18 protein-coding genes are annotated in these 25701 nt (G+C 71.5%); 8 read left to right on the forward strand and 10 right to left on the reverse strand.

What is annotated here, in order from left to right; translation table 11 throughout:
• Positions 1–55 precede the first annotated feature (55 nt).
• Complete coding sequence (locus tag AC0KTA_RS39000) at positions 56–1777, forward strand: amidase (RefSeq protein ID WP_481052927.1); 1722 nt, start codon at positions 56–58, stop codon at positions 1775–1777.
• Here the strand turns inward: AC0KTA_RS39000 and AC0KTA_RS39005 are convergent.
• The gene (locus tag AC0KTA_RS39005) at positions 1774–2184 is read right to left on the reverse strand and encodes a helix-turn-helix domain-containing protein (protein ID WP_481052928.1); all 411 of its coding nucleotides are present in this window, start codon (positions 2182–2184) and stop codon (positions 1774–1776) included. The genes AC0KTA_RS39000 and AC0KTA_RS39005 overlap by 4 nt on opposite strands.
• 194 nt (positions 2185–2378) lie before the next feature.
• Between AC0KTA_RS39005 and AC0KTA_RS39010 the strand changes: the two genes are divergently transcribed.
• Together AC0KTA_RS39010 and AC0KTA_RS39015 are read left to right on the forward strand one after the other, a co-directional pair.
• Positions 2379–3452, forward strand: coding sequence for a hypothetical protein (locus AC0KTA_RS39010; RefSeq protein ID WP_481052929.1), 1074 nt, complete (start codon positions 2379–2381; stop codon positions 3450–3452).
• A 38-nt stretch (positions 3453–3490) separates the two neighbouring features.
• The gene (locus tag AC0KTA_RS39015) at positions 3491–4600 is read left to right on the forward strand and encodes a beta propeller repeat protein (RefSeq protein WP_481052930.1); all 1110 of its coding nucleotides are present in this window, start codon (positions 3491–3493) and stop codon (positions 4598–4600) included.
• 14 nt (positions 4601–4614) lie between these two features.
• Here AC0KTA_RS39015 and AC0KTA_RS39020 read toward each other — a convergent pair whose 3' ends face one another.
• Positions 4615–5544: a LysR substrate-binding domain-containing protein gene (locus AC0KTA_RS39020; protein ID WP_481052931.1), complete on the reverse strand. Its 930-nt coding sequence runs from the start codon at positions 5542–5544 to the stop codon at positions 4615–4617.
• A gap of 81 nt (positions 5545–5625) precedes the next feature.
• Between AC0KTA_RS39020 and AC0KTA_RS39025 the strand changes: the two genes are divergently transcribed.
• Positions 5626–6543 carry a serine/threonine dehydratase gene (locus tag AC0KTA_RS39025; RefSeq protein WP_481052932.1) on the forward strand — a complete coding sequence of 306 codons (918 nt, stop codon included), beginning with the start codon at positions 5626–5628 and terminating at the stop codon, positions 6541–6543.
• A gap of 80 nt (positions 6544–6623) precedes the next feature.
• Here the strand turns inward: AC0KTA_RS39025 and AC0KTA_RS39030 are convergent, their stop codons facing one another.
• The 4 genes from AC0KTA_RS39030 to AC0KTA_RS39045 form a co-directional block, all read right to left on the reverse strand.
• Positions 6624–7034: a VOC family protein gene (locus AC0KTA_RS39030; protein WP_481052933.1), complete on the reverse strand. Its 411-nt coding sequence runs from the start codon at positions 7032–7034 to the stop codon at positions 6624–6626.
• Positions 7035–7338: 304 nt separating this feature from the next.
• Positions 7339–7965, reverse strand: coding sequence for a VOC family protein (locus tag AC0KTA_RS39035; protein ID WP_481052934.1), 627 nt, complete (start codon positions 7963–7965; stop codon positions 7339–7341).
• Between the two features lie 105 nt (positions 7966–8070).
• Entirely contained in the window at positions 8071–10476 is a 2406-nt protein-coding gene (locus AC0KTA_RS39040; RefSeq protein WP_481056712.1) for a glycoside hydrolase family 65 protein, read from the reverse strand.
• Positions 10477–10659: 183 nt separating this feature from the next.
• Positions 10660–11544 (reverse strand): universal stress protein, encoded by an 885-nt coding sequence (locus tag AC0KTA_RS39045; protein ID WP_481052935.1) that lies wholly within the window; start codon positions 11542–11544, stop codon positions 10660–10662.
• 145 nt (positions 11545–11689) lie between these two features.
• Here AC0KTA_RS39045 and AC0KTA_RS39050 point away from each other — a divergent pair, with 145 nt between their 5' ends.
• Positions 11690–12184: a hypothetical protein gene (locus AC0KTA_RS39050; RefSeq protein WP_481052936.1), complete on the forward strand. Its 495-nt coding sequence runs from the start codon at positions 11690–11692 to the stop codon at positions 12182–12184.
• 144 nt (positions 12185–12328) lie between these two features.
• Here AC0KTA_RS39050 and AC0KTA_RS39055 read toward each other — a convergent pair whose 3' ends face one another.
• The 4 genes from AC0KTA_RS39055 to AC0KTA_RS39070 all read right to left on the reverse strand — a co-directional run bounded on the left by AC0KTA_RS39055 (position 12329) and on the right by AC0KTA_RS39070 (position 17560).
• A complete protein-coding gene (locus AC0KTA_RS39055; RefSeq protein WP_481052937.1) occupies positions 12329–12811 on the reverse strand; it encodes a CBS domain-containing protein in 483 nt (160 codons plus the stop codon).
• A gap of 131 nt (positions 12812–12942) precedes the next feature.
• Complete coding sequence (locus tag AC0KTA_RS39060) at positions 12943–14850, reverse strand: NAD-binding protein (protein WP_481052938.1); 1908 nt, start codon at positions 14848–14850, stop codon at positions 12943–12945.
• Positions 14851–14969: 119 nt separating this feature from the next.
• Positions 14970–16268 carry an ArsB/NhaD family transporter gene (locus AC0KTA_RS39065; RefSeq protein ID WP_481052939.1) on the reverse strand — a complete coding sequence of 433 codons (1299 nt, stop codon included), beginning with the start codon at positions 16266–16268 and terminating at the stop codon, positions 14970–14972.
• A 53-nt stretch (positions 16269–16321) separates the two neighbouring features.
• The gene (locus AC0KTA_RS39070) at positions 16322–17560 is read right to left on the reverse strand and encodes a cation:proton antiporter (RefSeq protein WP_481052940.1); all 1239 of its coding nucleotides are present in this window, start codon (positions 17558–17560) and stop codon (positions 16322–16324) included.
• A gap of 401 nt (positions 17561–17961) precedes the next feature.
• Here AC0KTA_RS39070 and AC0KTA_RS39075 point away from each other — a divergent pair, with 401 nt between their 5' ends.
• The 3 genes from AC0KTA_RS39075 to AC0KTA_RS39085 all read left to right on the forward strand — a co-directional run bounded on the left by AC0KTA_RS39075 (position 17962) and on the right by AC0KTA_RS39085 (position 25701).
• Positions 17962–18582: a hypothetical protein gene (locus tag AC0KTA_RS39075; protein ID WP_481056713.1), complete on the forward strand. Its 621-nt coding sequence runs from the start codon at positions 17962–17964 to the stop codon at positions 18580–18582.
• Between the two features lie 77 nt (positions 18583–18659).
• Positions 18660–20672 carry a flotillin family protein gene (locus AC0KTA_RS39080; RefSeq protein ID WP_481052941.1) on the forward strand — a complete coding sequence of 671 codons (2013 nt, stop codon included), beginning with the start codon at positions 18660–18662 and terminating at the stop codon, positions 20670–20672.
• A 103-nt stretch (positions 20673–20775) separates the two neighbouring features.
• Positions 20776–25701: a DNA repair ATPase gene (locus AC0KTA_RS39085; protein ID WP_481052942.1), complete on the forward strand. Its 4926-nt coding sequence runs from the start codon at positions 20776–20778 to the stop codon at positions 25699–25701.

Below are 25701 nucleotides of genomic sequence, written 5' to 3' on the forward strand. Positions count from 1 at the left end.
GCGTTCCACCGGCCGCCGGTCGAAGAACGGCGGCGTATGGAGAGGTGGAAGGAACATGGGCGGAGCGTCGACCCTGACCGAGACCGCGCGGGCGTTGCGGGAGGGCAGGGTGACCAGCGTCGGGCTCACCGAGGCTGCCATCGCCGAAGCCGAGCGTTCGGACGGGGCGCTCGGTGTGTACCTGACGCGCTTCGACGAGCGGGCCCGGGCCGCGGCCGCCCGCGCGGACGAGGAGTTGGCGCGCGGAATCGACCGCGGACCGCTGCACGGGATCCCGTTCGGCGTGAAGGACACCATCGCGGCGGCCGACGGCCCGACCACCGCGCAGAGCCTGGTGCACGACCGCGGCCGGTGGGCCGGGCAAGACGCCCCGGTGGTGGCCCGGCTGCGCGCGGCGGGCGCGGTGCTCACCGGGAAGACGACCGCGATGGAGTTCGGGTGCGGACTGCCGCAGGAGGACAAGCCGTTCCCGTTCCCGCGCAACCCCTGGCGGACCGAGTCCTGGGCCGGGGGCTCCAGTTCGGGCTCGGCGAGCGGCATCGCGGCGGGGATGTTCGCGGCCGCGCTCGGCAGCGACACCGGGGGCAGCATCCGCATGCCCGCGGCGTTCTGCGGGGTCACCGGGTTGATGCCGACGTTCGGGCGGGTGCCCGCGGCCGGCTGCGTACCGCTCGGGTACAGCCTGGACCGCGTCGGCCCGCTCGCCCGCAGTGCGGAGGACTGCGCGGCGGTGCTGAAGGTGATCGCCGGCACGCCGGACGGCGTCCCCGCCGCGTCCGACGGCGGCCCTCAACTCCCTTTCACCGAGCCCCGGTTCGGCGGTGACCTGGCCGGCGTGCGGGTCGGCGTGGCGCGGGAGCACCACTTCCCCGCGGACGGCGATCCGGCGCTGCCCGGGGCGTTCGACGAGGCCGTGTCGGTGCTCGCCCGCCTCGGCGCGGACGTGGTCGAGGCGCGGCTGCCGTACTGGCGGGAGCTGATCACCACGGCGTTCGTGACCGTGGCCGCCGAGGGCCTCGCCCACCACCGCGCCGACCTGACCCGCCGCTGGGACGACTACTGCGTGGCCTCGCGCGGCCTCCTCGCGATGGGCGCCCTCGTGTCGGGCGCGGACTACGTCCAGGCGCAGCGGGTGCGCACGGTGGCCCAGCGGGCCGTGGACGCCCTATTCGGGGACGTGGACGTGATCGTGTGCCCGACCGCGTCGATCGGGGCTCCGCCGTTCGGCGCCCTCGCCGACGCGGCAGGCCACCAGGACCACGCGGGCGTGTTCGGCAAGGTCCATACGCCGTACTGGAATCCGCTGGCCAACCCCGTACTGGCCGTCCCCATGGGCGTCACCGCGGCAGGGCTGCCACTGTCGCTGCAGATCGCGGGCCCGGTGGCGGGCGAGGCAACGATCCTGCGGGTCGGCGACGCGTTCCAGCACCACACCGACTGGCACCTGCGCACACCCGATCCGGCGGCGTACGCGGCGTACGCGGCGAGGGCGGCGGGCGAGGCGGCGGCCGGCCGAGCCCCGTCCCACGCCCCTGCTCGGGCGGTCGACGAAACCCCCGCGCGGCACGACGACCTCGGCGACCGCGTGCGTACGTTGCTCGCGGCCGCGCGACTACCCGCGGACGAGAGGCAGATCGCCGGACTCGTCGCCGCGCACGCAACTCAACGTCCGGCCGTGGACGCGCTCTTCGATGTGCCCGAGGCGCGTGACGCCCAGCCGGTCCTGCGCCGGGTCGCCCTCGTACAACCGGACGACGACCGGGGCCTGGACTCCTAGGCCGGACGCGGCAGGGGGACAGTCGCCCGGAAGTCGGGGCACTGCTCCAAGTCGTGCCCGTGGGCGCAGGAGAGGAGGTGGCCGAGGTAGGAGCGCGCGGCATCGAGCCGGGCGATGTGCGCCTCCAGCGCCTGGATGCGGCTGTGCACGGTGGCCCGCCAGTCGGGGCCGGGGGGATCGTCGCGGTGGAGCAGGGAACGGATCTCCTCGACGGACATCAGACCGGTCTCCCGCCACAGCTTGATCAGCGCCACGCGGTACACCTGCTCCGAGTCGAAGTACCGCCGCCCGGACCGCCGGTGCGGCTCCACCAGCCCGCGCCGCTCCCAGTAGTGCAGGGTCGAGAGGGGCAGCCCGAAACGGTCGGCGACTTCTCGTATGGGTGTCAGCTCGTCCATGACGTTCATGGCTTCCATGAGAACAGGCGGGCGGGGCACGGGCAGCGCCTGTGCCCACCGGACGTGCCGCGGCAAACGCGGCCCGGCGCGCCCGCAGCGCAGCGACACCATGGAGCTACGTCCAACCGTGATCGGCCGGATGCCGTCTGTTCACAGATGGGTGAACGCCCATAGGCTCTGCGACCTTCGCTCTGGGGGGTCTCGTGAACGGTCTCCGTGCGGTCATCGTCTGCCTTGTGATTGCGTGCGCCGCGGTGGTGTCTCCGGCTGTGGCTGCCCCGTCGGCCGCGGATGTGACGCCGAATTGGTCGGCGCTGCCGGTGCCCGCGGCGGCCCCGCCGGTGACCGTGTCCGACCTCGCCGCCCGTGGGCGGGGTGAGGCGTGGGCGACCGGGTACGAGCACGTCGCCGATGGACTGCGGCCGATGCTGTACCGGTGGGACGGCAAGGCATGGAGCCGGGACACGACCTTCCCCGGCGCCGGTGAGTGGGGCTGGCTCGGCAAGGTGCGGTTCGTCGGCGACGAGGCGTGGATCTTCCACAACCGCGCGGGGGAGGGGGAGATCCTGCGCCGGACGGCCGGCGGGTGGAGCGCCCTCCCGTTGCCGCAGACCCTGTCGATCTACCAGGACTTCACCGCCGTACCGGGCGCCGCCTGGGTGGTCGGTGAGGACGACACCGGCCTGAAGGTGTTGTACTACGACGGTTCCCGCTGGACCACACAGTCCACCCCGGACGGCGTGTTGTACGTGATGGGGATCACCGCGCGTACCGCCACCGACGCCTGGGCCTGGGCGGACACCAGCACCGGAACCGCCGTCCTGCGCTGGGACGGCACGGCGTGGCGGGACGCGAAGGTCTCGCTGCCGCCGAACAGCAACGTGCACACGATCCTGCTCGAACCGACCGGCCGGGTCACGATCGGCGGCAGCCAGTACACCGACGGCGTGGCCCGCACCTACCTGATGACCTTCAACGGGCACGCCTGGCGCACCACTTACCCACCGCTGGGCGACACCTACACCGAGGCCATGGTGCGCGGCCCGGACGGCGCGCTGTGGCTGCCGGTGCGCAGCGACCGCGCGTTCCAGTCGAAGTACGCACGGGTGGACGGCTCCGGCTCCCGTACCACCTTCTCGTACGGCCCGAAGCGCACGAACGCGATCGACGTCAAACCGCGCGCACTGGCGAGGGCCGGGTTCTCACTGCTGTCTTTCGGGACTGTCGAGATCTACGGCTCGAAACCGAATCTGATGAGCGAGCGGCTGGGAGGCTGACCATGGTGCACAGACCCACCATGGTGCACAGACCCACCATGGCACGTAGACTTCTCGTCGCGGCCCTCGCCGTCGCCATGACCTTCATGGCCGTCATGGCTTCGGCCGCGGCGGAAACCCAGTCCTGGCAACACGTTCCGGTCCCGGCACAAGTACGCCCACAGGCCGGGCTGAACGAGGCCGTGGCGTTCGGTCCTGACCGGGCGTGGGCGGTGGGTGCCGACGCCGTCGGCCGCGAGGCGCCGGGCTTCCCGCTGGTGCTGCGCTGGGACGGAACCGCGTGGCAGCGCCAGCGCCTGCCCGGGATCGGCTGGCAGGGCGAACTTCTTTCCGTCGCCGCGACTTCACCGACCGCGGTCTGGGCGGTCGGCCGCGACGCGGCGGGCGACGCCCACCTGCTCCGCTTCGACGGCAGCGCCTGGCGCGAGAGCAGGCCGCCGCACGGTGTCGTACTGACCAAAGTCGTCATCGGCGGCGGTGAGACCTGGCTGATCGGTTCGCGGGGCGGCGCGCAGGTACTGCTGCGCCGCGACGGGAGCGGCTGGCAGGACGTGCCGGCGCCGCCGGGATCCGTGTACGGCCTGCACATCAAGGCGGCCGACGACGTCTGGGCCGCGGGCGCCACCAACTCGGGTGCGGCCGTGTCGCACTGGGACGGGCAGGCGTGGCAGCAGACGATCGTGTACGGGTTCCCGCGGTCGGCCGTGGGCAGTGTGCTGGCGGTCTCGCCGACCGAGGTGTGGGCGGGTGGCACGGCCGGGTTCGTCGGCGGCCCGGTCGGCAAGCCGATTCCGCCCCTGCTTGTCCGCTTCGACGGGCAGGCGTGGAGCCGGGTGACCGTGCCCACCGACTTCGGCGGGATCACCTCACTGGCGCCCACCACGTCCGGCGACCTTGGCTGGGTCGCGGTGGCCCGCTCGCAGAAGTGGGGCCCGCCGGGCAGCTATCCGCCGTTCGTCCCCGGGCCCGATTTCCTTGCCTGGAACGGACAGTCGTTCACCGAGCACAGTGAACCGGCGGTGGCCGGGGAGGGCGACTCCTCGACACTGCGCCTCGCGCCGGTGCCGGGCACGGAGACGGTGTGGTCGGTCGGCCGCGCCGCCGGTCCCGAGAACACCTTCGCCCCGCGCATCCTGCGCTTCGGCTGAGATGACGAACGAGGCTAGCCCTCGCGGCCGAGAGCACCCGCGGCCCTGTGCAGGAACGCGGTGAGTTCCTGGACGAGCGCGGTCGGCCGTCGGCGGTGCACGATGCAGATCTCGCGTGCCGGAGCGAGCCCGCGCAGGCCGACGACCGAGACCTGGGACAGGTCGGCACCGGCGAGCATGCTCTGCGGGACGAGCGCGATGCCGAGGCCCGCGCCGACCAGCGCCAGGATGACGTGGTAGTCGGCGGAGGCGTAGGCGACGTGGGGCTCGATGCCGGCTTGGCGGGCGAGCGCGTCCAGGCAGGTCCTGTTCGGGATGCCCGGGGCACCGGAGATCCACGTCTCGTTCGCGAGCCGGGAGAGGCTGACGCCGCGGCCCGCCGAGCCGCCGGCGAGCCGGTGGTCGGCAGGCAGCACCAGGCGCAGCGGGTCGTCGAGCAACGGCTGCCGGTCGAGCCCCGGATGCGGGGTGGATGCCACGCCGGGGTAGCGATGCGTGATCAGCACGTCGAGATCGCCCGACGTCACCAGGCCGTAGCCGTCGGGCGGTTCGATGTCGACCAGCGACAACTCCGCCCGCGGATGGCGGCGTTGGAGCGCGGCCAGCGCCACCGGCACGAGCACCTGCGCCGCGGTGGCGAAGGAGCCCAGAGCCAGACGCTGCGGCAGCGCCCCCATCGCGGCGTCCACCGCGGCACGCGCCTGCCGGAGCTCGCCGATCACACGCTCCGCGTGCTCCACCAGCACGGCGCCGACCGGCGTCAGCGTGACGCCGGTCGGACGCCGTTCCAGCAGACGGGTGCCGAGTTCCGTCTCGAGTTTGGAGATCTGCTGCGAGAGCGCCGAGGGCGTGAAAGCGAGATTGCGCGCCGCCTCGGCGATGGACGCGGCGTGTGCCACCTCCATCAGGACCCGCAATCGGTTCACGTCCAGCTCTCCCGTCACGCGCCCCATCGTAAGCGTCGCTAATGGCAGCTTACATATTGTTGCTGGCGCTAACAGGGGCGCGGCGTGAAGCATGGCCCCATGAAGAGTCCGACTCACACGCTCTCGGCCACCGACGTGCATGCGGCCGCCGACAGAATCCGCCCGTACGCCCGCCGCACTCCACTGCTCGACCTGGAGATCGACAACCGGCGGGTCCTGCTCAAGCTGGAGTACCTCCAGCGCGGCGGCTCGTTCAAGCTGCGCGGCGCGCTCAACGCGATTCTGTCCGGGTCCTTGGACGACCACCTCGTGGCGGCGTCCGGCGGCAACCACGGCTTGGCGGTCGCGACGGCCGCGTCCCTGCTCGGCGTGTCCGCGACGGTCTATGTGCCGGAGACGGTTCCGGCGGCGAAGGCCCGCCGCATCGAGGCCGCCGGCGCCCGGCTCGTCCGGCACGGCGCCACCTTCGCCGAGGCCGCCTCGGCGGCGTCGGACGCCGCGGCGCGGCCGGGACATTGGTTCCTCCACCCCTACGACGATCCCGACGTCGTCGCGGGGCAGGGAACCGTCGCGGCCGAGATCATGGCCGACGCGCCCGGTGTCGACACGATCGCGGCGGTCGTGGGCGGCGGTGGTCTCGCGGCCGGTACGGCGCTCGCGGTCGCCGCCGAGGCCCGCGTCGTCGCCGTCGAACCGGAACACTGCCGCTGCCTGCACGACGCGCTCGCCGCGGGAGAGCCGGTCGACTCGGCCGTGGACTCCGTCGCCGCCTCCGCGACCGGCGCGAGCCGGGTCGGAGACATCCCCTTCGACGTCCTGTCCGCACACGACGTGTCATCCGTGCTGGTCAGCGATGAGCAGATCGTGCAGGCCCGTGACCGGCTGTGGGAAGAGTGCCGGATCGCAGTCGAACCGGCCGCGGCCGCCGCGTTCGCCGCATGGCTGGCCGGCCGGGTTCCCGGAGACCTGCCGTGCGTGATCGTCTGCGGTGCCAACGCCGACTGGGCCGCGGGGTGAGGGAAGCGCCCCTGAGACCGAGCTGTCTGCCCGGTGCGGCGTCCAGTCCAGGGCGCGGGCGAAGCTCCTGGTCCCGGTGATCAGCTCAGCTCCTGGATGCGCACCAGGTTGCCCGCGGGGTCGCGGAAGGCGCAGTCGCGCACCCCGTAGGGCTGCTCGGTCGGCTCCTGGACGATCTCGGCCCCTCCTGCCACCACCTTCTGGAAGGTGTCGTCGAGGTCGGGAGTGGCCAGCAGGATCCAGCCATAGGTGCCCTTGGCCATCATCTCGGCGATGACGCGGCGCTCGTCGTCGGTGATGCCGGGGTCCGCGGCGGGCGGCGCCAGGAGGATGGACGTGCTGGGCTGACCGGCGGGGCCGACCGTGATCCAGCGCATGGTGCCGCCGCCGACGTCGCTGCGGACCTCGAAGCCGAGAATGTCGCGGTAGAAGGCCACGGAGGCGTCCGGGTCCTCGTGCGGGAGGACGCTCGTGTGAATGGTGATGTTCATGGCATTCACGCTAGCTGCGGCTCGAGGGCCCGCGCTTCTCCATTCCTGACCGGCCTGGTCACCAGTTTCTCCACGCACGGAGGAATCCCCGCCGCAGCGCCCGCCGTCCGGTGGCGGTAGGCGCCGGGAGGCACACCGACCAGCTGGGTGAAGCGGCTGCTGAAGGTGGCGTACGGCGATTCGCCGTCGGCCTGCGCCGCAGTGAGTGCGAGGGCCCACGCGGGGTGACACATTGGAGAGCTCCTTTCGCCGCTGTCGGCGTTTGTACCTGCGTCCCCGATTCACACGCACCTGCGTCACCGATTCACAGCGACGCGGTCTCCGACACGTTCGCCCACGCGAACCCGTCCGGGTCGGTGAAGGTCCCGGCGTCGCCGTTGATCGTGAGCCGGTGCGATCCGGTGCCGTCGGGGGAGACACCGGCGACCTTGGCCAGGGCGCGCCGCTTGTACAGCGCCAGCTTGACGGGACCCGACCCGGTGGCGAACTCGACGTACTTGCCGGCGAAGCTCTTCGCCACGGGCAGACCGTGGTCGACGTAGAACTTCTTGCTCCCGGCCACGTCCGCGGCTCCCAGGAGGAGCACGATCTCGTCGAACCGGCGGGTGGGCGGGCCGGTGTCCTTCTTCGACGAGGACGCGATCTGCCAGATCGTCCCGTCCGGGACCTGTACGACGCCTCCGTAGCCCCAGAGCGACTTGGTGGCGGGCTTGAGCGTCGTGGCGCCGGCGTCCACGGCGGCGTCGAAGAGGGCGTGGACGTCGGCCGGCTGGGACACCACGAGCGACAGCGTGAACCCGCGGAAACCGGTGGTCGGTGTCTCCGAGGCCCGCACGCGTACCTGAGTGTCCAAGCCGAAGGCGGTGGTGTAGAAGTGCTCGGCGGCGGTGGGGTCGGCCACCTCAAGGGTGACGGATGCGATGGAAGTCATGAAAATGACGCTAGCCGCGCCTCGGTGACCTGCGCTTCTCGATTCCTGACCAGTAGCCGGTCGCGGTAGTCGTCGAGGTACTCCACGGCTTGCTGACGGGCTGGTTCAGGTCGGGGCGGACGTCGACGTTCCCCGGTCGGTGAGCGAGAGCGTGGACGACTCCCCGGGGTCCACGGACACGGTGCGGTCGGCGAGCGCGACGTCGATCGGGTCCCGGTCGGACTCCGGCACGGTGATCCGCAGCTCGCCCGCGCTCAGCCACAGCCGGACACCCCAGTGCCCCCGGTAGCGGATCGCGAAGCCGTACTCCGACAGCTCCGGCAGCGGCACGGGGTCCAGACGCAGCACCCCGTCACGGGTCTCGAGGCCGGTCAGGCCGCGCTGCACCAGGTCGAGGGTGCCCGCCATGGCGCCGAGGTGGATGCCCTCGCCCGTGGTGCCGCCCTGCAGGTCGGCGATGTCCGAGGCGAGCGCCTCGTGGACGTAGCTCCAGGCGTCGGAGCGCCGGGCGCGGGCCAGGACCCAGCCGTGGACGAGGCTGCTGAGGGTGGATCCGTGGCTGGTGCGGGCCAGATAGTGGTCGACGGTGCGCTGCCAGGTGACGTCGTCGAGCTCGTACCCCAACTGCCGGAAGAGGCACTGGAGTTCGGCAGGAGAGAAGAGGTAGCCGAGCATCAGGACGTCGGCCTGCTTGGACGCCTGGTAGTGGTTGACGCTGTCGCCCTCGGCCTCCAGGATCCGGTCCAGGCGCCGGATGTCGCCGTACCGCGCCCGGTACGCCGCCCAGTCGAGCTCGGCCAGCTCGCCGTACCCCTCGAACTGGCTGATGACGCCGTCGTGGAAAGGCACGTACAGCTTCTGGGACACGTCCTCCCAGGCGTCCAGTTCACCGGAGGCGAGGGAAATGCGCTCGCAGAGGTCCCGGCAGCGCGGTTCGGGCAGGCTGCGCAGCACGTCGAGGGCCCGGGCCAGCACCCAGGCGGCGGTGACGTTCGTGTACGCGTTGTCGTCGAGGCCCGGCCGCGAGGAGCCCGGATACGCCTCGTGGTATTCGTCGGGGCCGACGACACCGCGGATCCGGTAGCGGCCGAGCGCCTCGTCGTACGTGGCGAGCCCGGCCCAGAACCGGGCGATCTGCGCCAGCATCTCGGCGCCCTTGGTGTGCAGGAACTCGCTGTCGTCGCTGGCCTCGCAGTACTGCCACACGTTGTACGCGATGGCCGAGCCGACGTGGTGCTGGAGGCGGGAGTGGTCGGGCAGCCAACGGCCCGAGCGCGGATTGAGGTGGAGTTCCTGCGTCTCCTCGCGGCCGTCGCTGCCGCTCTGCCACGGGTACATGGCGCCGCTGTGCCCGGCGTCACGGGCGGCGAAGCGGGCCTGCTCCAGGCGCCGGTGGCGGTAGCTGAGCAGAGCCCGCGAGACCTCCGGAAAGTGCAGGTTGAGGTAGGGCAGGACGAACAACTCGTCCCAGAAGACATGGCCGCGATACGCCTCGCCGTGCAGCCCCCGGGCCGGGACGCCGACGTCCAGGTCGGCCGTGTGCGGGGAGAGGGTCTGCAGGACGTGGAAGAGGTGCAGCCGCAGCACCGGTCCTGAGCTGTCCGGGACATCCAGCTCGGCGTTGCGCCACAGCTGCCGCCAGGCGGTGCGGTGGGAGGCGATCAGGGCGGTGGCGTCGGGCGCGCGGCCCACCCGGTCGACGGCGGCGTGCAGCGGGTCACTGATCGCCGGGTCGTGGGAGGTGTGCAGCGCGACGGTCTTGTCGACGGTCACCGTCCGTCCGTCGGTGAGGGAGAGCCGCAATCGCTGGACGGCCCGCCCGTCGTCGTGTGCGACGGAGATCCTCGTCGGGGCGTCGGCCGTGGTCCGGGCGGCCAGGCCGACGCGGATGTCGGAGGTCGTGGTGCGGCAGCGCAGCCACATCGTGGTCCTGTCGTCCGAGGCACCGGTGTGGGCGTGGGTGAGGTGGCGCGAGGCCAGCTGTCGGTAGCGTTCGACGCCCGAGTTGGTGACGGTCCCGTCGAGAGCCGCTTCGACCTCCAGGTCCCCGGACCAGCCCTCCGCGGTGAACTCGGTGCGCAGCAGCGCCAGATGAGGGTCTCCCATGTGTACGAGACGCAGTTGGCGCACGCCGAGGCGGCGGCCGCTGTCGTCCTCGTAGCGCAGGGTGCGGGTGAGCGTGCCGGAGCCCGGATCGAGGGACTGGTGGTGGTCGAGGAGCCTGTGGGTGTCCGGCGACAGCCACTCGCCCGAGCCCGTACGGAAGCGCAGCGGCAGCCAGTTGGGCAGGTTGACGATGTCCTCGTTCTCGACCTCGCGCCCGGCCACGTCGGACGTCAGCCGGTTGTAGCAGCCGGCGGCGTACGTCCCCGGGTAGTGGACGGAGTCGGCGGCGCACTCGGGGGCGGCACCGCGCGTCGCGAAATAGCCGTTGCCGAGGGTGCACAGCGACTCACGGAGCCGTTCCTGTGCGGGGTCGTAGCCCTCGTACTCCCAGCGCCAGTCGGTCAGCTCGGCCATGTGGGTCTCGTCGGGCACGCTCAGTCCTCCGATGCGAGCAGGGCGGCGCGGTCGTTCACCATGATGTCCGCTCCGGGTTCCAGAAGTGCGGCACGGGCCTGCGGGGTGTCGGCCCGGCCCCCGCCGACGGTCAGCCGCGGGCAGCGGTCGGGCCGTACGGCCGCCTGAGAGGCATCAGCCGTGGGGGACGACGGCGACGGGGGCGGTGGCGTGGTGCAGCACGGCGTGCACGACCGGTCCGATGCGCATGCCGAGCGTGCGGCGGTGCACCTTGCGGCCGACGACCACCAGGCCTGCCCGGGCGGCGGCTGCCAGGACGACTCCGGAGGCGTGCGACAGTTCCACGGTGAGGGTCACCGGAACCTGCGAGTACCTCGCGCGCCACGGCTTCAGGACCTCTGCCAGTGCTTGCTTCGCCTGCCCCGTGATACCGCCTTCCTGCGCGGCCAGCCGCCCGACAGCGGGCGCGTGGGCGTACAGGGGCGGCAGATTGGGCGCGTGGACCACGCGCAGGGCGGTCCCTCGGGTGGCGGCCGTGTCGAAGGCGAACTCCAGGAGCGGCTCGGGAATCTCGCCGGCCTCCTGCACACCGACGACCACTTCGCCGTCGTCTGCACCGGAGTCGGGCGCCGGGCCGGAGCCCGAATCTGCCCGGACCATCACCACGGGGCGCTTCGCCCGGGCAAGCACCTGCTGCCCGACCGACCCCAGCAGGAATCCGGCAACGGCTCCGTGACCACGGGAACCCAGCACCAGCATCTCGGCCGTCTCCGCCTCGGCCAGCAGCACGCCGGTCGCCGGGTCGGAGACGAGTTCCGTACTGACGGCCAGGCTCGGATGCCGAGCACCCACCAGCTCCTTGGCTTCCTGCAGGACGCGCAGGGCCCAGCCCTTCTGAGTCTCCAGGTCCGCCGTGACGGGCACGTCCTGCTCCCGCCAGACCCAGGCCTCCACCAGACGCAGCGGGAGCGCGCGGCGCTCGGCCTCACGGGCGGCCCACTCGGCGGCGGCCAGGCTTTCGGGGGAGCCGTCGAGGCCGGCGGTGACGGGACGAATCATGGAGACCTCCTTGGTCGTCGGGCGTGCGGGCACAAGTTTCCCAGCCGCCGAGGGCTATGGCAGCGCCTGAACGCCCGCTTAATGTCGCTGTATGGAGTGCGGCAAAGGTGGGCACGGGCGCGCCCGGCCGCGGGGATCGGTGGTCGTGGCCCACGACCGGAGGTGGCGGGCCGACCTTCGCGAGGCGCTGCTGAGCGCTGCCTGCCTGCTGGGGCTCCTGATGCTGGTCGACGCGGCCGCCGCAGGCGTGACGACACCGCACGCCGTGCTGTGGGGTGCCCTTGCGGTCCTGCTCTTCTTCGTGCTGCTGCCGCCCCGGGTGGCCGCGGGCAACGGCTGGCTGTGCGTGCGCGGCCTCTTTCGTGAGAGGTGCGTACGCACCGACCGGCTGGTCTCGCTGGGCTGGCACGAGGGGGTGGCCCGGCGACTGGCCCTGCGGGACGAATTCGGCGCCCGCTGTGAGTTCGATCCGAAGGTCCTCATCAACAATCCCGACATCTGGCGCCAGTTGGAGCACGACGCCCGCATCTCCAGGGAACGCTGCCTGCTGATGTCCGGCACGCTCGTGCTGCAGCAGCTCTCTCGGCGCATCGACAACGAGACCGCGCGCCAGCTGTTCAAGATGTCCGGACTGGAGTAACCGGAGTAACCGGATTGGAGTAAGGCTCGGAGTAACCGGACTGGAGTAAGGCCCGGAGTAACCGGACTGGAGTAAGGCGAGTCCCCCGGGTACCCGCGTCGACGGCCCCCACACGACGGGTCGACGGGCCCCCGCACGACAGGGTCAGGCCTGGCCGCTCTCCAGCTTCCCGGTGGCGCTGAGGAGTTCGTGCAGCAGGTGCGAGGCGGTGATGACGCCGAGCAGGTGGGTGCCGTCCTTGGACTTCTCCGCCACCGCCACCAGCGGGCTGCGCAGCTGCGCCATGAGCGCGGCCACCTCCAGGGCGGTGTCGTCGGGGGCGGCGATCGGGGGCGCGGGAGTGCTGCGTGACAGGCAGGCGCCGACCGTGCGGCCCACCAGTTTCTGGCAGAGCCGGTCGGCGTGCTTCTCGTCGACGACGGCGGCGAGGGTGGGGTCCTCGATGACGTAGGCGGGGACAAGAACTTTGATCATCTGGGACGCGGGCAGGATCGCCTTCGGCTCGCCCCGCTCGTCGAGCACGAGGAGCCCGGGCAGTCTGTGCTCGGCCATCAGCCGGGCCGCCGCCATGGCGTCGCTGTCGACGCGCACCGATTCGTACTCAACCGCCAGGTCGCGAGCGCGCATGGCCGACTCCTCAAGATGTGCTGGAGGCATCCCCCTGCGCACAGCGTCGTACGTATCCGAGGCGCAGGCCAGGATGTTGACACGAAACATACGCGGCGCGTCTTGGCAGGAGCTCCAGACCCGCGGGGCGGCTAGGGTCCGACGGCACCCGTCTGCCGTCGGGGCCGCCTGAGGAGCTCGGCGAGTCCCTGGCGGGTGGCGGCCAGGACGACACGGTCCTGGGGGCGCAGGACGTAGCCGGGGTGAAGGTCCCAGACGAGGCCGGCGGGACGGTCGGTGTCGTCGTCGGCCGGTGAGACCGAGAGATCGGGGAGGCGCTCGTCCGGCGCGGTCGCGTCCAGGGCGATGACCCGCCAGGCCCCCGCACGGAACGATTCGTCGATGGTGCAGCCTTCGAGATGGGGGAGCCCGGCGACGTCGAGAGCGGCGAAGAGCAGCACACGGCGTTCCACGGGGATGGCCCCCAGGATCTGGCGGCCCATCATCGCCCCGGCGAAGGCGGGGGCGGCGAGCGTCGAGACGCTGCGACTGCGGGTGAGGGCATGGGGATGGGCGGCGCGCAGGGTGCGGTAGACGGCGGTGGCGAACGCGTCGTCGTACAGGCGCAACGCCACGCGCAGACCGGGCTTGACCGAGCGTGCGTACAGAGCCGCTTCGAGGTTGGTGGTGTCGGAGCTGGTGAGGGCGAGCAGGGCGTGCGCACGGTGGATTTTGGCGGCCTCCAGGACGCCCTCCTCGGTCACGTCGCCGATGACGGTCGGTACCCGCAGCCGCCGGGCCAGCGGGATGCCGCGCGCCTCCGGGTCCTCTTCCACGCACACCACCGGGATGCCCAGTTCGCCCAGCCGGGCCAGGACCCGCGTGCCCACCTTGCCGAGCCCGAGAAGGACGACGTGGCCGGACAGGCCGCGCGGCGGGCGGCGCAGCGCTGACGCGGTGCGGAAGGTGCCCAGGGCCTCAAGGACCGCGGCCAGGAGCACGGGCAGCAGCAGCAGTCCGGCAAGACCGGACAGGAGCTGGAGCACTTGCCGGGCGGTGGGTTCACCGAGTGCGGGGTCGTCGATGGCGAAGAGGTCGAGCAGCGTCAGGTATCCGGCGTGCAGGGGGTGGGTGCGGGAGGTCAGCCAGTTCGCCACCGCCAGGCCGAGCACACAGGCCATGAGCCCGGCCAGCGACCAGCGGAGCCGGGGCGAGAACAGCGAACCGAGCGGGACACCGCGCCCGGCCAGCCGACGGGGCGGGAGCGGCGGACCGGCGTGGGAAACGGTCTGCAGGACCACCGTGCCCCGGCCGGCCGCGGCGGCCACCGTGCGGTCGTCGGGCAGCAGCAGCGGACCCTCCTGGCCGCTGTCGTCGGAACCTTCGGCGCCCGCCGGGTCACTGGCGGTGGACGACAGCAGAGCGAGCGTGCACAAGCCCGGATCGGCGACCTGACCGGGCCGCGGCGGAGTCCGTTCCACGGCGCGCAGCAGCAGCCCGTCCGCCTGGATGACCTTGCTGGTGCCGGCGACCGCGGTCGCCGCCAGTGCGGGCGCGGCGGTGTCGGCGTCCGACAGGACGGTCGTGGACGCGTCGAACGCCGTTGCGCCCGGGTCGGGAACCGTGACCGCGGCGGCCTGGTCGAGGAGGTCCTCCAGGTGCTGGCCGAGCTTGCGGTTGTACAGGCGGATCACCAGGCGCAGGCGGGGATTGAGGCGGCGGGCGGCCAGGGCGGCGTGGATGTTCGTCTCGTCGTCGTCATGGACGAGCGCGAGCGCGGACGCCTCACGCACTCCGGCCTCGGCCAGCGCCGCCTCGTCGAGGTCCGGTGCCTCCAGGACGCGGGGAGCCTCCGTCTCCGCGTTGGCGGGCGCGCCCGTCGCCCGCGCCATGACGGCTTGCAGCCGGCTGAGCAGCGCGGTGGCCCGGCCGGCCGCCCCGGCCTGGGGCCCGGCTGCGGCCCGCGCGGCCGGGACGACGACCGTGACGCGCTCGCGGTACACCGTGTGCAGCTCGGCGGCGAGTCGTTCGGCGAGGGCGTCGTCGCCGCACACGATCATGTGGCCGAGCGGCAGGGACCGTTGTGGCTGATGGGGGAGTAAGGACGCCTCGCCCGAAGGACGCGGGCCCGGGGGCCGGCTCCCATGATTCACCGCTTCTCCTCATTGATCATGTCCCATCATGCAAGGGCGAAGTAGCGTAGCCACACGTATACGGCCGACAGCAACACGGTGACGGCCGTGACGACGAGACCGTACTTGGTGAACTGCCAGAAGCTGATGGGCTGGCCGTTGCGCTCGGCGATACCGAGGACGACGACGTTGGCGCTCGCGCCGATCGCCGTGGCGTTGCCGCCGAGGTCGGCGCCGATGGCGAGGGCCCACCACATGACGTGGGTGCTGGAGCCGCCCATGTCATTGACCAGGTCGCTGGTGATGGGCGCCATCGTGGCGACGTACGGAATGTTGTCGACGATGCCCGACAGGACGGCGGACGCGCCGAGGAACAGCATCGAGCCGCCGAACTCGCTGCCCCCGATGGCATCGGCGAGCGACTCGGAGATCTCGCCGATGACGCCCGTCTCGATGAGACCGCCGATCATGATGAACAGCCCGGCGAAGAAGGCGAGGGTCGGCCACTCCACCTCACCCAGCACCTCGCCGGTCTCCACCGCGGACAGGCCGATGAGGAGCCCGGCGCCGAGGAGGGCGATGACGCTGGGTTCGTAGTGCAGGACCGGATGCAGCACGAAGCCGATCACCACCAGGCCGAGGACGATCAGGCCCTGGACGAGCAGGCGCGGGTTCCTGATGGCCTCGCGCTCCTCCAGCGCCATGACTTCCTCGGCGCGGTCCTGGTCGTACGTGAAGGACTTCCGGAAGAGGAACCGGCACAGCGCGATGAGCACCAGGGTCAGCACGGCGGACAGCGGGGCCAGGTGGACCAGGAAGTCGTTGAAGCTGAGCCCCGCGCGGCTGGCGATGATGATGTTGGGCGGGTCGCCGACCAGCGTCGCCATGCCGCCGACGTTCGAGGCGAAGACCTCGGCGATGAGGAACGGGGCGGCGGGCAGGGCGAGGCGTTCGCAGACCAGGAGCGTGACCGGGGCGATCAGCAGCACCGTGGTGACGTTGTCGAGCAGTGCCGAGGCGATGGCGGTGATGACGATGAGCATCACCATGACGCGAAACGGTTCTGCGCGTGCGCGTTTGACGGCCCAGATCGCCAAGTACTCGAACATGCCGGTCTTCTTGAGCACGCCGACGATCATCATCATGCCCATGAGCAGGAAGATGACGTTCCAGTCGACGCCGCTGTGCTCGGAGTAGAAGGCCGACTTGTCGTCGGTCGCGCCGACCGCGAGCATCAGCGCCGCGCCGCCGAGCGCGGCGGCCACGCGGTGGATCCGTTCGCTGATGATCAGCGCGTAGGTGCCGACGAAGACGGCGATGGCTGCCCAGCTGTGCCAGTCGTTCACGATTCTCCGATGCGTTGTCCGAGGCGTCGAATAGGCAGGCGGCGCCTGTGCGGTCAGGGGCCGACGCGGCCGGCCTCATTCGAGGCGAGGTCCTCGCCGCGGCGGGGAGCCGGCACTCCCGCCAGCTCGTCGACGCGGAAGAGGCGGGCGATGGGGACGTCGGTGCTGCTGTGCGCGACGATCGAGAAGGCGATGCACACGGCGATGAGCGTGAAGGCCTCCTCGCCGTGCGGGATCCCGGACTGCAGGACCAGCAGCCCGTACACGACGGAGGCAAAGCCTTTGGGGCCGAACCAGGCGGCCACCAGCTTCTCCTGGCGGGTGAAGGAGGTGCCGACCAGCGAAAGGAGCAGCGAGGCGGGCCGGACCAGGACGATGGCCAGGACCGCGACGACGTAGCCGCCGAAGGACAGATCCCCGAAGAGCCGAGGCGTGAGCAGCGCGCCGAACACCAGCAGGGCCGCGAACTTCGCCAGTTCGGCCAGGGCCTCGCCCAGCGGCTCGAAGGTCTCCTTCGCCTTGGTGGACCGCGCGGTGAGGACCGCGCCCGCGCAGAAGGCCGCCAGGTAGGGGTTGGCGTGCGTGAGGTGGCACAGCGCGTACAGGATCACGCCGATGGCCAGCGGGAGCAGTGGCTGCAGCTTGGGCTCGGGGCCCACGTGCCGGAAGCGGACCAGGGCGATGACCACCATCGGCAGGATCACCCCGAAGGCCAGGCCGAGAAGCAGCTCCAGGCCGATCTTCGCCAGGGATGTCTCGGCGTGGTCGGACGTCGGGCCGGCCGCGGTGATCAGGATGAGGACGACGGGCAGGGCGAGCCCGTCGTTGATGCCGCTCTCCACGTTCAGCAACTGCCGCAGCTTGGACGGGACTTCCTTGCGTCCGACGATGGCCGAGGCGAACACCGGGTCGGTGGGGGCGAGGACCGCGCCGACCAGGAGGGATGTCATCCAGTCGAGGCCGACCACATAGTGCGTGAGCAGCGCCGTGCCGATGAACGCCAGCGGCATGCCGAGGGCCAGGGCACGGGCCGGATGCTTCCAGCTGGCGCGCAGCTTCGGGAGCGAGACGTGCATGCCGTCGGTGAACAGCACCGCGAACAGGGCGAGATCGGCCGTCACGGACACGATCTCGCTGTCCGGCGTGATGTGGATCAGGCCGAGGAAACCGTCGCTGACGAGCGCGCCGCCGGCCAGGAAGAGGAACGAGGTGGACAGGACCGTCCTGGCGGCGAGACCGGACAGCAGCACCGCGATGAGCAGTGCGGTCCCGAAGACAGCGATGAGCACCATGGCCGGAGTTCCCCGATCGGCGAAGAGACCTGTAGCAAGACCGCCGACCAGGCTTCCCGGCACACCGCGGGAAACCCTACACGTTCTTTACTCGGCATTGACAGCTTCTTAGCGCGTACTTGAGTGGCCCTCAGGTTGCCGGGCCCCGGCAACGAAAGGGCTCTGCTGTGACCCCGGGCGGCTCCTCGGCCGAGCGGTGGTGACTCGGCAGCGGCGGCGCCGGGAGCGACACCCGGCATCAATGGTGCGTAAAGATTGCCGTGATACGGCAATGCGCTCGACGTCACTCGCAGGTCAGGATGTCCGTGGCAGGCACGGAGGCCTGGTCCCGGTGCCGGGTTACGGAAGAGGAATCCGGCACCGGGGCTGGAGCCGATGGAGGTACCAGGGGGGTGGAGAGCATGGAGGAGTTCCTCGGCGCGGCCGTGGGGTTTCCGGCTGTCGTCTTCAGCGCCGCCCTCCTGGTGGTCATCGGATTCTGGCTGCTCGTCGCGTTCGGCGGTTCGGACGCCGACGCCTTCGACACGGACGCCGACTTCGGCGCGGTGGGGCTCGGGGGAGTGCCGGTCACCGTGGCGGCGTCCTTGATGACCGTGGTGGCCTGGTTCACCAGCCTGACCGGTTCGGTGCTGATCGCACGGGCCGGATTGCAGGGGGCGGCACGCATCGTGCCGGAGATCCTCCTGTTCGTCCTGGCGCTGTCGGCGGCCTGGTGGGTGACGCGCACCCTGATCCGCCCGCTGGCCACACTCTTCCCCGACGAACCCGGGCCGTCCCGGCACGACTTCATCGGGTCGGTCTGCACCATCCGCACGGGGCGGGTGGACGCGGACTTCGGCCAGGCCGAGGTCGCCGCCAGGGACGGCTCCACCGCCGTCGTCCAGGTCCGGCAGCACGGCGCGGATGCCCTGAGCAGGGGCAGCACCGGACTGCTGTACGCCTACGACGACACCGGCGAGTTCTTCTGGGTCGCGCCCTATGACGCGGCGCTCGACCCGGGGTCGCACACCAACCGCGGCTGAACCGCCTCTCACCGGCTCTTCTCATCACACCGGGGCCCGGCACGCCCATGCCCCAGGAATCGCTAGGACGTCATTACATGGATGCCATCACCTTGGGCATAGGCGTGTCCGTCGCCGCTGTCCTGCTCGTCGTCATCGTGCTGCTGCTGGTCGTCACCCGACTGTTCCGCAAGGTGGAGCAGGGCAAGGCGCTCATCGTCTCCAAGATGCGGAAGGTCGACGTGACCTTCACCGGGCAGGTCGTCCTGCCCGTGCTGCACAAGGCCGAGATCATGGACATCTCGGTGAAGACCATCGACATCACCCGGACCGGGCGGGACGGCCTGATCTGCCGGGACAACATCCGCGCCGACATCCGGATCTCGTTCTTCGTGCGCGTGAACAAGACCGTCGAGGACGTCATCCGGGTCGCCCAGGCCATCGGCACGGCGCGCGCCAGCGACCAGAACACGCTGCAGGAGCTGTTCAACGCGAAGTTCTCCGAGGCCTTGAAGACCGTCGGCAAGCAGATGGACTTCTCCGACCTGTACACCAAGCGCGACGAGCTGCGCGACCGCATCATCCAGGTCATCGGCACCGATCTGAACGGCTACAGCCTGGAGGACGCGGCGATCGACTACCTGGAGCAGACGCCGCTGAACCAGCTCGACCCGGCCAACATCCTGGACGCCCAGGGCATCCGGAAGATCACCGAGCTGACGGCCGTCGAGCACGTGCGCACCAACGAGTACACGCGGAACGAGGAGAAGGAGATCACCCGGCAGAACGTCGACGCCCGCGAGGCCATCCTCGAGCTGGAGCGGCGCCAGGCGGATGCCGAGATCAAGCAGAAGCGCGAGGTCGACACCGTACGGGCGCGGGAGGAGGCGGAGACCGCGCGGGTGGCGGAGGAGGAGCGGCTGCGCGCGCAGAGCGCCTTCCTCGTCACCGAGGAGAAGCTCGGTGTCATGCGGGAGAACCAGGCCCGCGAGGTCGCCGTCGCGCAGAAGAACCGTGAGCGCGTCATCGCCATCGAGAACGAGCGCATCGAGAAGGACCGCCTCCTCGAAGTCATCGCCCGGGACCGGGAGACCGAACTGACCCGGATCGCCGCCGAGAAGGAAGTCGAGGCGGAGAAGCGGGACATCGCCGAGGTCGTCCGGGAGCGGGTCGCCGTCGACCGCACGGTCGCCGAGCAGGAGGAGTCCATCAAGAAGCTGCGTGCCGTGGAGGAGGCCGAGCGGCAGCGGCAGGCCGTCGTCATCGCCGCCGAGGCCCAGGCGCAGGAAGGCCTGGTCAAGAGCATCAAGGCGGCGGAGGCCGCGGAACAGGCCGCCACGCACCGCGCCGCGGAGGAGATCACGCTCGCCGAGGCCCGCCTCAAGGCCTCCGACCTGGACGCGCAGGCCAAGCAGCGCCTCGCCCAGGGCGTCCAGGCCGAATGCGCCGCCGAGGGACTCGCTGCCGTGCAGGTCCGTGAGCAGGAGGCAGGCGCGATCGAGAAGGCCGGGCGCGCGGAGGCCGAGGCCGCCGAGGCCCGCATGCGCGCGGAGGCCGAGGGCGTGGAGGCGAAGCTGAAGGCCGAGGCCGCGGGCCTCACCGAGAAGGCGGCCGCGATGGCCGCCCTGGACGAGGCCTCGCGCACGCACGAGGAGTACCGGCTGCGCCTGGAGGCGGAGAAGGAGGTCCGGCTCGCCGGCATCGAGGTGCAGCGGAAGGTCGCCGAGGCGCAGGCCAGTGTGCTCGCCACCGGCCTGGAGAGCGCCGACATCAGCATCGTCGGCGGCGAGTCGGTCTTCTTCGACCGGCTTGTGTCGTCGATCGCGCTCGGCAAGGGCGTCGACGGCTTCGTGCAGAACTCCGAAACCGTTCAGGCGCTCGCGGGACCGTGGCTGGACGGCAGCGCCGGCTTCACCGAGGACCTGACGCGGCTGCTCGGCTCGGTCTCCACGTCCGACGTGCAGAACCTCACCGTGTCCGCCCTGTTGATGAAGCTCATGAAGGGCGACGGCGAGCGGTCCGGGCAGCTGCGCGAACTGCTCGACAAGGCAGGCCAGTTGGGGCTCGCCGACATGCCGCTCGCCGAGCTGAACGGCTCGCTCAAGAGCTGACCCGGACCGGCCGGGGCCGCTCCACGGGGGTGAGCGGCCCCGGCCCCCTCGCGACACATCACCTCCCCGCGCAGCGCTCGGAGCCACGGAAAGGACAGCGGACATGGAGACCGGGACCGGTCTGGACACGGGGGCGTACGAAGGCCTGGACACAGGGACGTACGAGGGTCCGGACACGAGGACGTACGAGGGCCCGGACACAGGGACGTACGAAGGTCCGGACACCGGGACGTACGAGGTGCTGCGCGACCGGCTCGCGGCGCAGGCGCGGCAGCTGGCCGAGCGTGCCACGGCTCTCAACGACCGCCGCGTGGCCGCCTTCGGCTCCACCGGTCTCACCCTCACCGGCACCCGGAACCTGCGCACCGAGCAGCCCTGCGTGGCGCGCGACATCGTCACTGTCGGCGACACCTTGCTGTTCGGCTCCAACAAGTTCGTCGGACGCAAGCCCGAGACCGCCGTCCGCGATGTCTTCGCCCTGCACGACCGCGACCTGAACAGGCTGCCCGACGACGCGGTTCCCGGCCTCCTCGACGACCCCGCGTTCGTCCACGAGTTCGCCGCGCTCTTCCGCTACTACCGTCACGCCCACCTGCTCCACCTGCGCAAAGCCGACGGCAAGCTCCTCGCCGTCTTCCAGACCGGCGAGAAGGCGGCGGACATCCGGGTACTGCGCTGGGCGCTGTCCGGCGACGGGCGCGCGGAATTCCTGGACGCGCGCGGCGAACGCGACCACATCTTCCCGCCGTCCCACGACGTCACCTGGACACAGGCGACCCGCGAGGACCACGTCCTGGGCCGCCACCCGCACATCGCCGTCGGCGGCGAAGCCTTCGTCGCGACCGTCGGCGGCACCCTCACCGTCAAGACCGAGAACGACACCGAAACCGGGCAGGGCATCTACGACGAGCCGGTCGACGAACCGCTGCAGTCCCTGGCCGACGCCGACGTCGCCCATGCGCGCGTGGGCGCCCTGATCCTGCTGCGCATCCGCCCCTACAAGGAGGAAACCTGGCGCCACCTGGTCTTCAACACCCTCACCCGGACCGTCGTACGCCTCGACGGCATCGGGCAGGCGTGCCATCGCCTGCCCGAGGACCAGGGCATCGTCTTCCCCGGCGGCTACTGCCTGGCAGCGGGGGCGCACAAGACCTTCGACGGCCTGGACACCGCAGACCTCGAGTTCGAGCGCGCGGTGCGCTCGCCCAACGGCGAGGACGTGCTGTACGCGTACCACGCGCGCGCGGAGGGCCGAAGCCTCCTGCTCTCGTACAACCTGATCCGCAAGGACGTCGCCAGCCCGCTGTCCTGCCACGGGTACGCCCTCTTCGACGACGGCACCCTCGCCGTGCTGCGTACCGACGCCGATGAGCACGCCCGCGTGCACCCGGTGCAGATCTGGCAGTCGCCGTACGTCTCCGACACCCACGCCGCCGCGCAGCCGACCGGCGACGAGCCCCTGGCCCGCATCGGCAACGCCGACCTCGTCCGCGGCATCTCCGACTGCCTGTCCCTCACCCGTGCCGTCACCGAGATCACCCCGACCGCCGAGGTGTACGGGACGCTCGCCGCCTCCTGCGTACGCGCCGCCGACTCCTATCACTGGCTGGGCGACCCCGAGGTCGGCGACCTGCGCGGCCCGCTGAACGCCTTGCGGGCCACCGCCGAGCAGGTCCTCACCGAGTTCGAGACCGTCCGCACGCTCACCCGGCAGGCCGCCGACGCCCTCGCGGAGTCGGCCGCGCACATCACCACCCTCGTGCGCCGTATCCGTGGCGAGGCACCACGCACCGCCGCCGCATGGGTGGAGCGCCTCACCGAACTCCGGCGTGCCCAGGGGCACGTGATGACGCTGAAGGACATGCGGTACGCGGACGTGGACCGCATCGAGGCGCTGGCCGACGACCTGGCGGGCGGCATCGCCGCGGCGGGGCAGCGGGCCGTCGCCTTCCTCGGCCGCCCGGACGCCTTCGCCGCCCACCACACCGACATCGAGCAGCTCACCGCCGACGCCGCCACCATCGGCACCGCCGCCGAGGCCGTCCCGCTCGCGGACCGGCTCAAGGAGCTGACCGAACAGCTCCAGACCGTCACCGAGGTGGTCGCCGGCCTCGACATCGGGGACGCCACCGTCCGCACGGCCATCCTGGAGCGGATCGCGGAGGTCCTTGCGGGCGTCAACCGGGCCCGCGCCACGCTGGATGCCCGGCGCCGCGAACTGACCGCGCACGAGGGGCGGGCCGAGTTCGCCGCCGAGTTCTCCCTGCTCGGCCAGGCCGTCACCGGCGCGCTCGCCGCGGCCACGACCCCCGAGGCCTGCGACGACCAACTGGCCCGGCTGCTGCTCCAACTGGAGAACCTGGAGGGCCGGTTCGCGGAGTCCGACGAGTTCCTCGCCGACCTCGACGCCAAGCGCACCGAGGTCCACGAAGCGTTCGCCTCCCGCAAGCAGACCCTCGCCGACACCCGGGCCCGGCACGCCGAACGCCTCGCGACCTCCGCGTCCCGCGTCCTGGACACGGTGACCCGGCGCCTCGCCACGCTCGCGTCCGCCGATGAGATCAACACCTACTTCGCGTCCGACCCCATGCTCGCCAAGGTCCGCCGCACCATCGACGAACTGCGCGCACTCGACGACCAGGTGCGCGCCGAGGAACTCACCGGACGCCTGAAGGCCGCCCGCCAGGAAGCCGCCCGCTCCCTGCGCGACCGCGCCGAGCTGTACGCCGACGGCGGCGACACCATTCGCCTCGGCCGCCACCGCTTCGCCGTCAACACCCAGCCCCTCGACCTCACGCTCGTCCCGCACGACGACGGCATGGCCTTCGCCCTCACCGGCACCGACTACCGCTCACCCGTCACCGACCCGGCCTTCGCCGACCTGCGCCCGTACTGGGGCCAGCTCCTGCCGTCCGAGAACGCCGACGTCTACCGCGCCGAACACCTCGCCGCGCGCCTTCTCGACGAACAGGGAGCCCAGACGCTGCTCACCGCCGACGACCTGCCCGGCCTCGTCCGCGCGGCGGCCGAAGCGGCGTACGACGAGGGCTACGAACGCGGCGTACACGACCACGACGCGACCCGGATCCTGACCGCGCTCCTGCGCCTGCACGACACCGCGGGCCTGCTGCGCCACACCCCCGCGGCACGAGCCGCGGCCCAGCTCTTCTGGACGTACGACACCGACAGCGACCAGCGCGCGCTGTGGACCCGGCGTGCGGTGTCCCTGGCCCGCGCCCGCGACACCTTCGGCCTCGCCCCCGCCGTCGACGACTTCCGCGCCGAACTCGCCCTGCACACAGGAGAGCCGGCCGCCGCGTACCTCTTCGACGAACTCACCACCGGACCCGCCGGATTCGTCACCGCGGCGGCGACGCGCACGTTCCTGGAGAAGTTCCACCGCGCCGTGGACAGCTCGGCGTACGAGGACGACCTGGCCGGCATCACCGGCCTGGCCGCGCGGCGCCAGCTCGTCGAGGCGTGGCTGTCGTCCCACGCGGCAGCCACCGGCGAAGGCGCCGAGGACCTGGCCGAGGCCGTGGCCGTCGAACTCTGCCCGGACCTGGAGCGCCACGACTGCGCGGCTCCCGTCGCCGAGACCGTCACGGGACTGCTCGGCACCCACCCCCGCCTCGACGGCGGCCGCCTGACCCTGCGCGTCGACGAATTCCTCGCCCGCACCCGGCACTTCCGGGAGACGACCGTGCCGGGCTTCCGCGCCTACCGGGCCCGCCGCGGCGAGCTGGCCGGGGCCGAGCGTGCGCGGCTGCGCCTCGACGAGTACCGCCCCAAGGTCATGTCCTCCTTCGTACGCAACCGCCTCGTCGACGAGGTGTACCTGCCGCTCATCGGCGACAGCCTGAACAAGCAACTGGGCGCCCAAGGCGGCCTGCTGCTCCTGGTCTCGCCGCCCGGCTACGGCAAGACGACCCTCATGGAGTACGTCGCCGACCGCCTCGGGTTGATCCTCGTGAAGGTCAACGGCCCGGCGCTCGGCGCCCGCGTCACCTCGCTCGATCCCGCCGACGCACCCGACGCCACCGCGCGCCAGGAGGTCGAGAAGGTCAACTTCGCACTCGAAGCGGGCAACAACGTCCTGCTGTACCTGGACGACATCCAGCACACCTCGCCCGAACTGCTGCAGAAATTCATCTCCCTGTGCGATGCCCAGCGCCGCATGGAAGGCGTGTGGAACGGCACGTCACGCACGTACGACCTGCGCGGCAAGCGCTTCGCGGTCTGCATGGCGGGCAACCCCTACACCGAGTCCGGCGGCCGCTTCCGCATCCCGGACATGCTCGCCAACCGCGCCGACGTCTGGAACCTCGGCGACGTCCTGACCGGCAAGGAAGACGCGTTCGCCGCCAGCTTCGTCGAGAACGCCCTGACCGCGAACCCGGTGCTCGCCCCGCTCGCCGGCCGCGACCGGGCCGACCTCGACCTGCTGCTGCGGCTCGCCGAAGGCGACCCCACGGCGCGCGCCGACCAGCTCGCCCACCCCTACGCCCCGGCCGAGCGGGAGCGGATCGTCGCCGTGCTGCGGCACCTGCTCACCGCCCGCGCCACGGTCCTCGCCGTCAACGCCGCCTACATCGCCTCCGCCGCGCAGGCGGACGGCACCCGCACCGAACCACCCTTCCAACTCCAGGGCTCCTACCGCAACATGAACAAGATCGCCGCCCGCGTCGACCCCGTCATGAACGACGCCGAACTCGCCGCCGTCATCGACGACCACTACACCGGCGAGGCCCAGACACTCACCCGCGGCGCCGAGGCCAACCTCCTCAAACTCGCCGAACTGCGGGGCACCCTCACCCCAGAGACGGCCGCTCGCTGGGCCGAGGTCAAGAACGCCCACATCCGGGCGAACACCCTCGGTGGGCCCGACGAGGATCCGCTGATACGCGCCGTCGGCGCACTCGGCCTGCTCGCCGACCGCGTCCTCGCCGTCGAGAAGGCCATCACCCGCGCCGCCGACCCCCGGCACGCCCTCACCAACCCCCACGCCCGCCACGCCAACCGCCCATGA

It is taken from the genome of Streptomyces sp. Y309, from assembly GCF_056712025.1.

Excerpts from the sequence above, each read along its gene's own strand:
- AC0KTA_RS39000 (WP_481052927.1), top strand. The coding sequence starts at position 56 with ATGGGCGGAGCGTCGACCCTGACCGAGACCGCGCGGGCGTTGCGGGAG.
- AC0KTA_RS39005 (WP_481052928.1), bottom strand. The coding sequence starts at position 2,184 with ATGAACGTCATGGACGAGCTGACACCCATACGAGAAGTCGCCGACCGT.
- AC0KTA_RS39015 (WP_481052930.1), top strand. The coding sequence starts at position 3,491 with ATGGCACGTAGACTTCTCGTCGCGGCCCTCGCCGTCGCCATGACCTTC.
- AC0KTA_RS39025 (WP_481052932.1), top strand. The coding sequence starts at position 5,626 with ATGAAGAGTCCGACTCACACGCTCTCGGCCACCGACGTGCATGCGGCC.
- AC0KTA_RS39030 (WP_481052933.1), bottom strand. The coding sequence starts at position 7,034 with ATGAACATCACCATTCACACGAGCGTCCTCCCGCACGAGGACCCGGAC.
- AC0KTA_RS39035 (WP_481052934.1), bottom strand. The coding sequence starts at position 7,965 with ATGACTTCCATCGCATCCGTCACCCTTGAGGTGGCCGACCCCACCGCC.
- AC0KTA_RS39045 (WP_481052935.1), bottom strand. The coding sequence starts at position 11,544 with ATGATTCGTCCCGTCACCGCCGGCCTCGACGGCTCCCCCGAAAGCCTG.
- AC0KTA_RS39055 (WP_481052937.1), bottom strand. The coding sequence starts at position 12,811 with ATGCGCGCTCGCGACCTGGCGGTTGAGTACGAATCGGTGCGCGTCGAC.
- AC0KTA_RS39060 (WP_481052938.1), bottom strand. The coding sequence starts at position 14,850 with ATGATCGTGTGCGGCGACGACGCCCTCGCCGAACGACTCGCCGCCGAG.
- AC0KTA_RS39070 (WP_481052940.1), bottom strand. The coding sequence starts at position 17,560 with ATGGTGCTCATCGCTGTCTTCGGGACCGCACTGCTCATCGCGGTGCTG.
- AC0KTA_RS39075 (WP_481056713.1), top strand. The coding sequence starts at position 17,962 with ATGGAGGAGTTCCTCGGCGCGGCCGTGGGGTTTCCGGCTGTCGTCTTC.
- AC0KTA_RS39080 (WP_481052941.1), top strand. The coding sequence starts at position 18,660 with ATGGATGCCATCACCTTGGGCATAGGCGTGTCCGTCGCCGCTGTCCTG.
- AC0KTA_RS39085 (WP_481052942.1), top strand. The coding sequence starts at position 20,776 with ATGGAGACCGGGACCGGTCTGGACACGGGGGCGTACGAAGGCCTGGAC.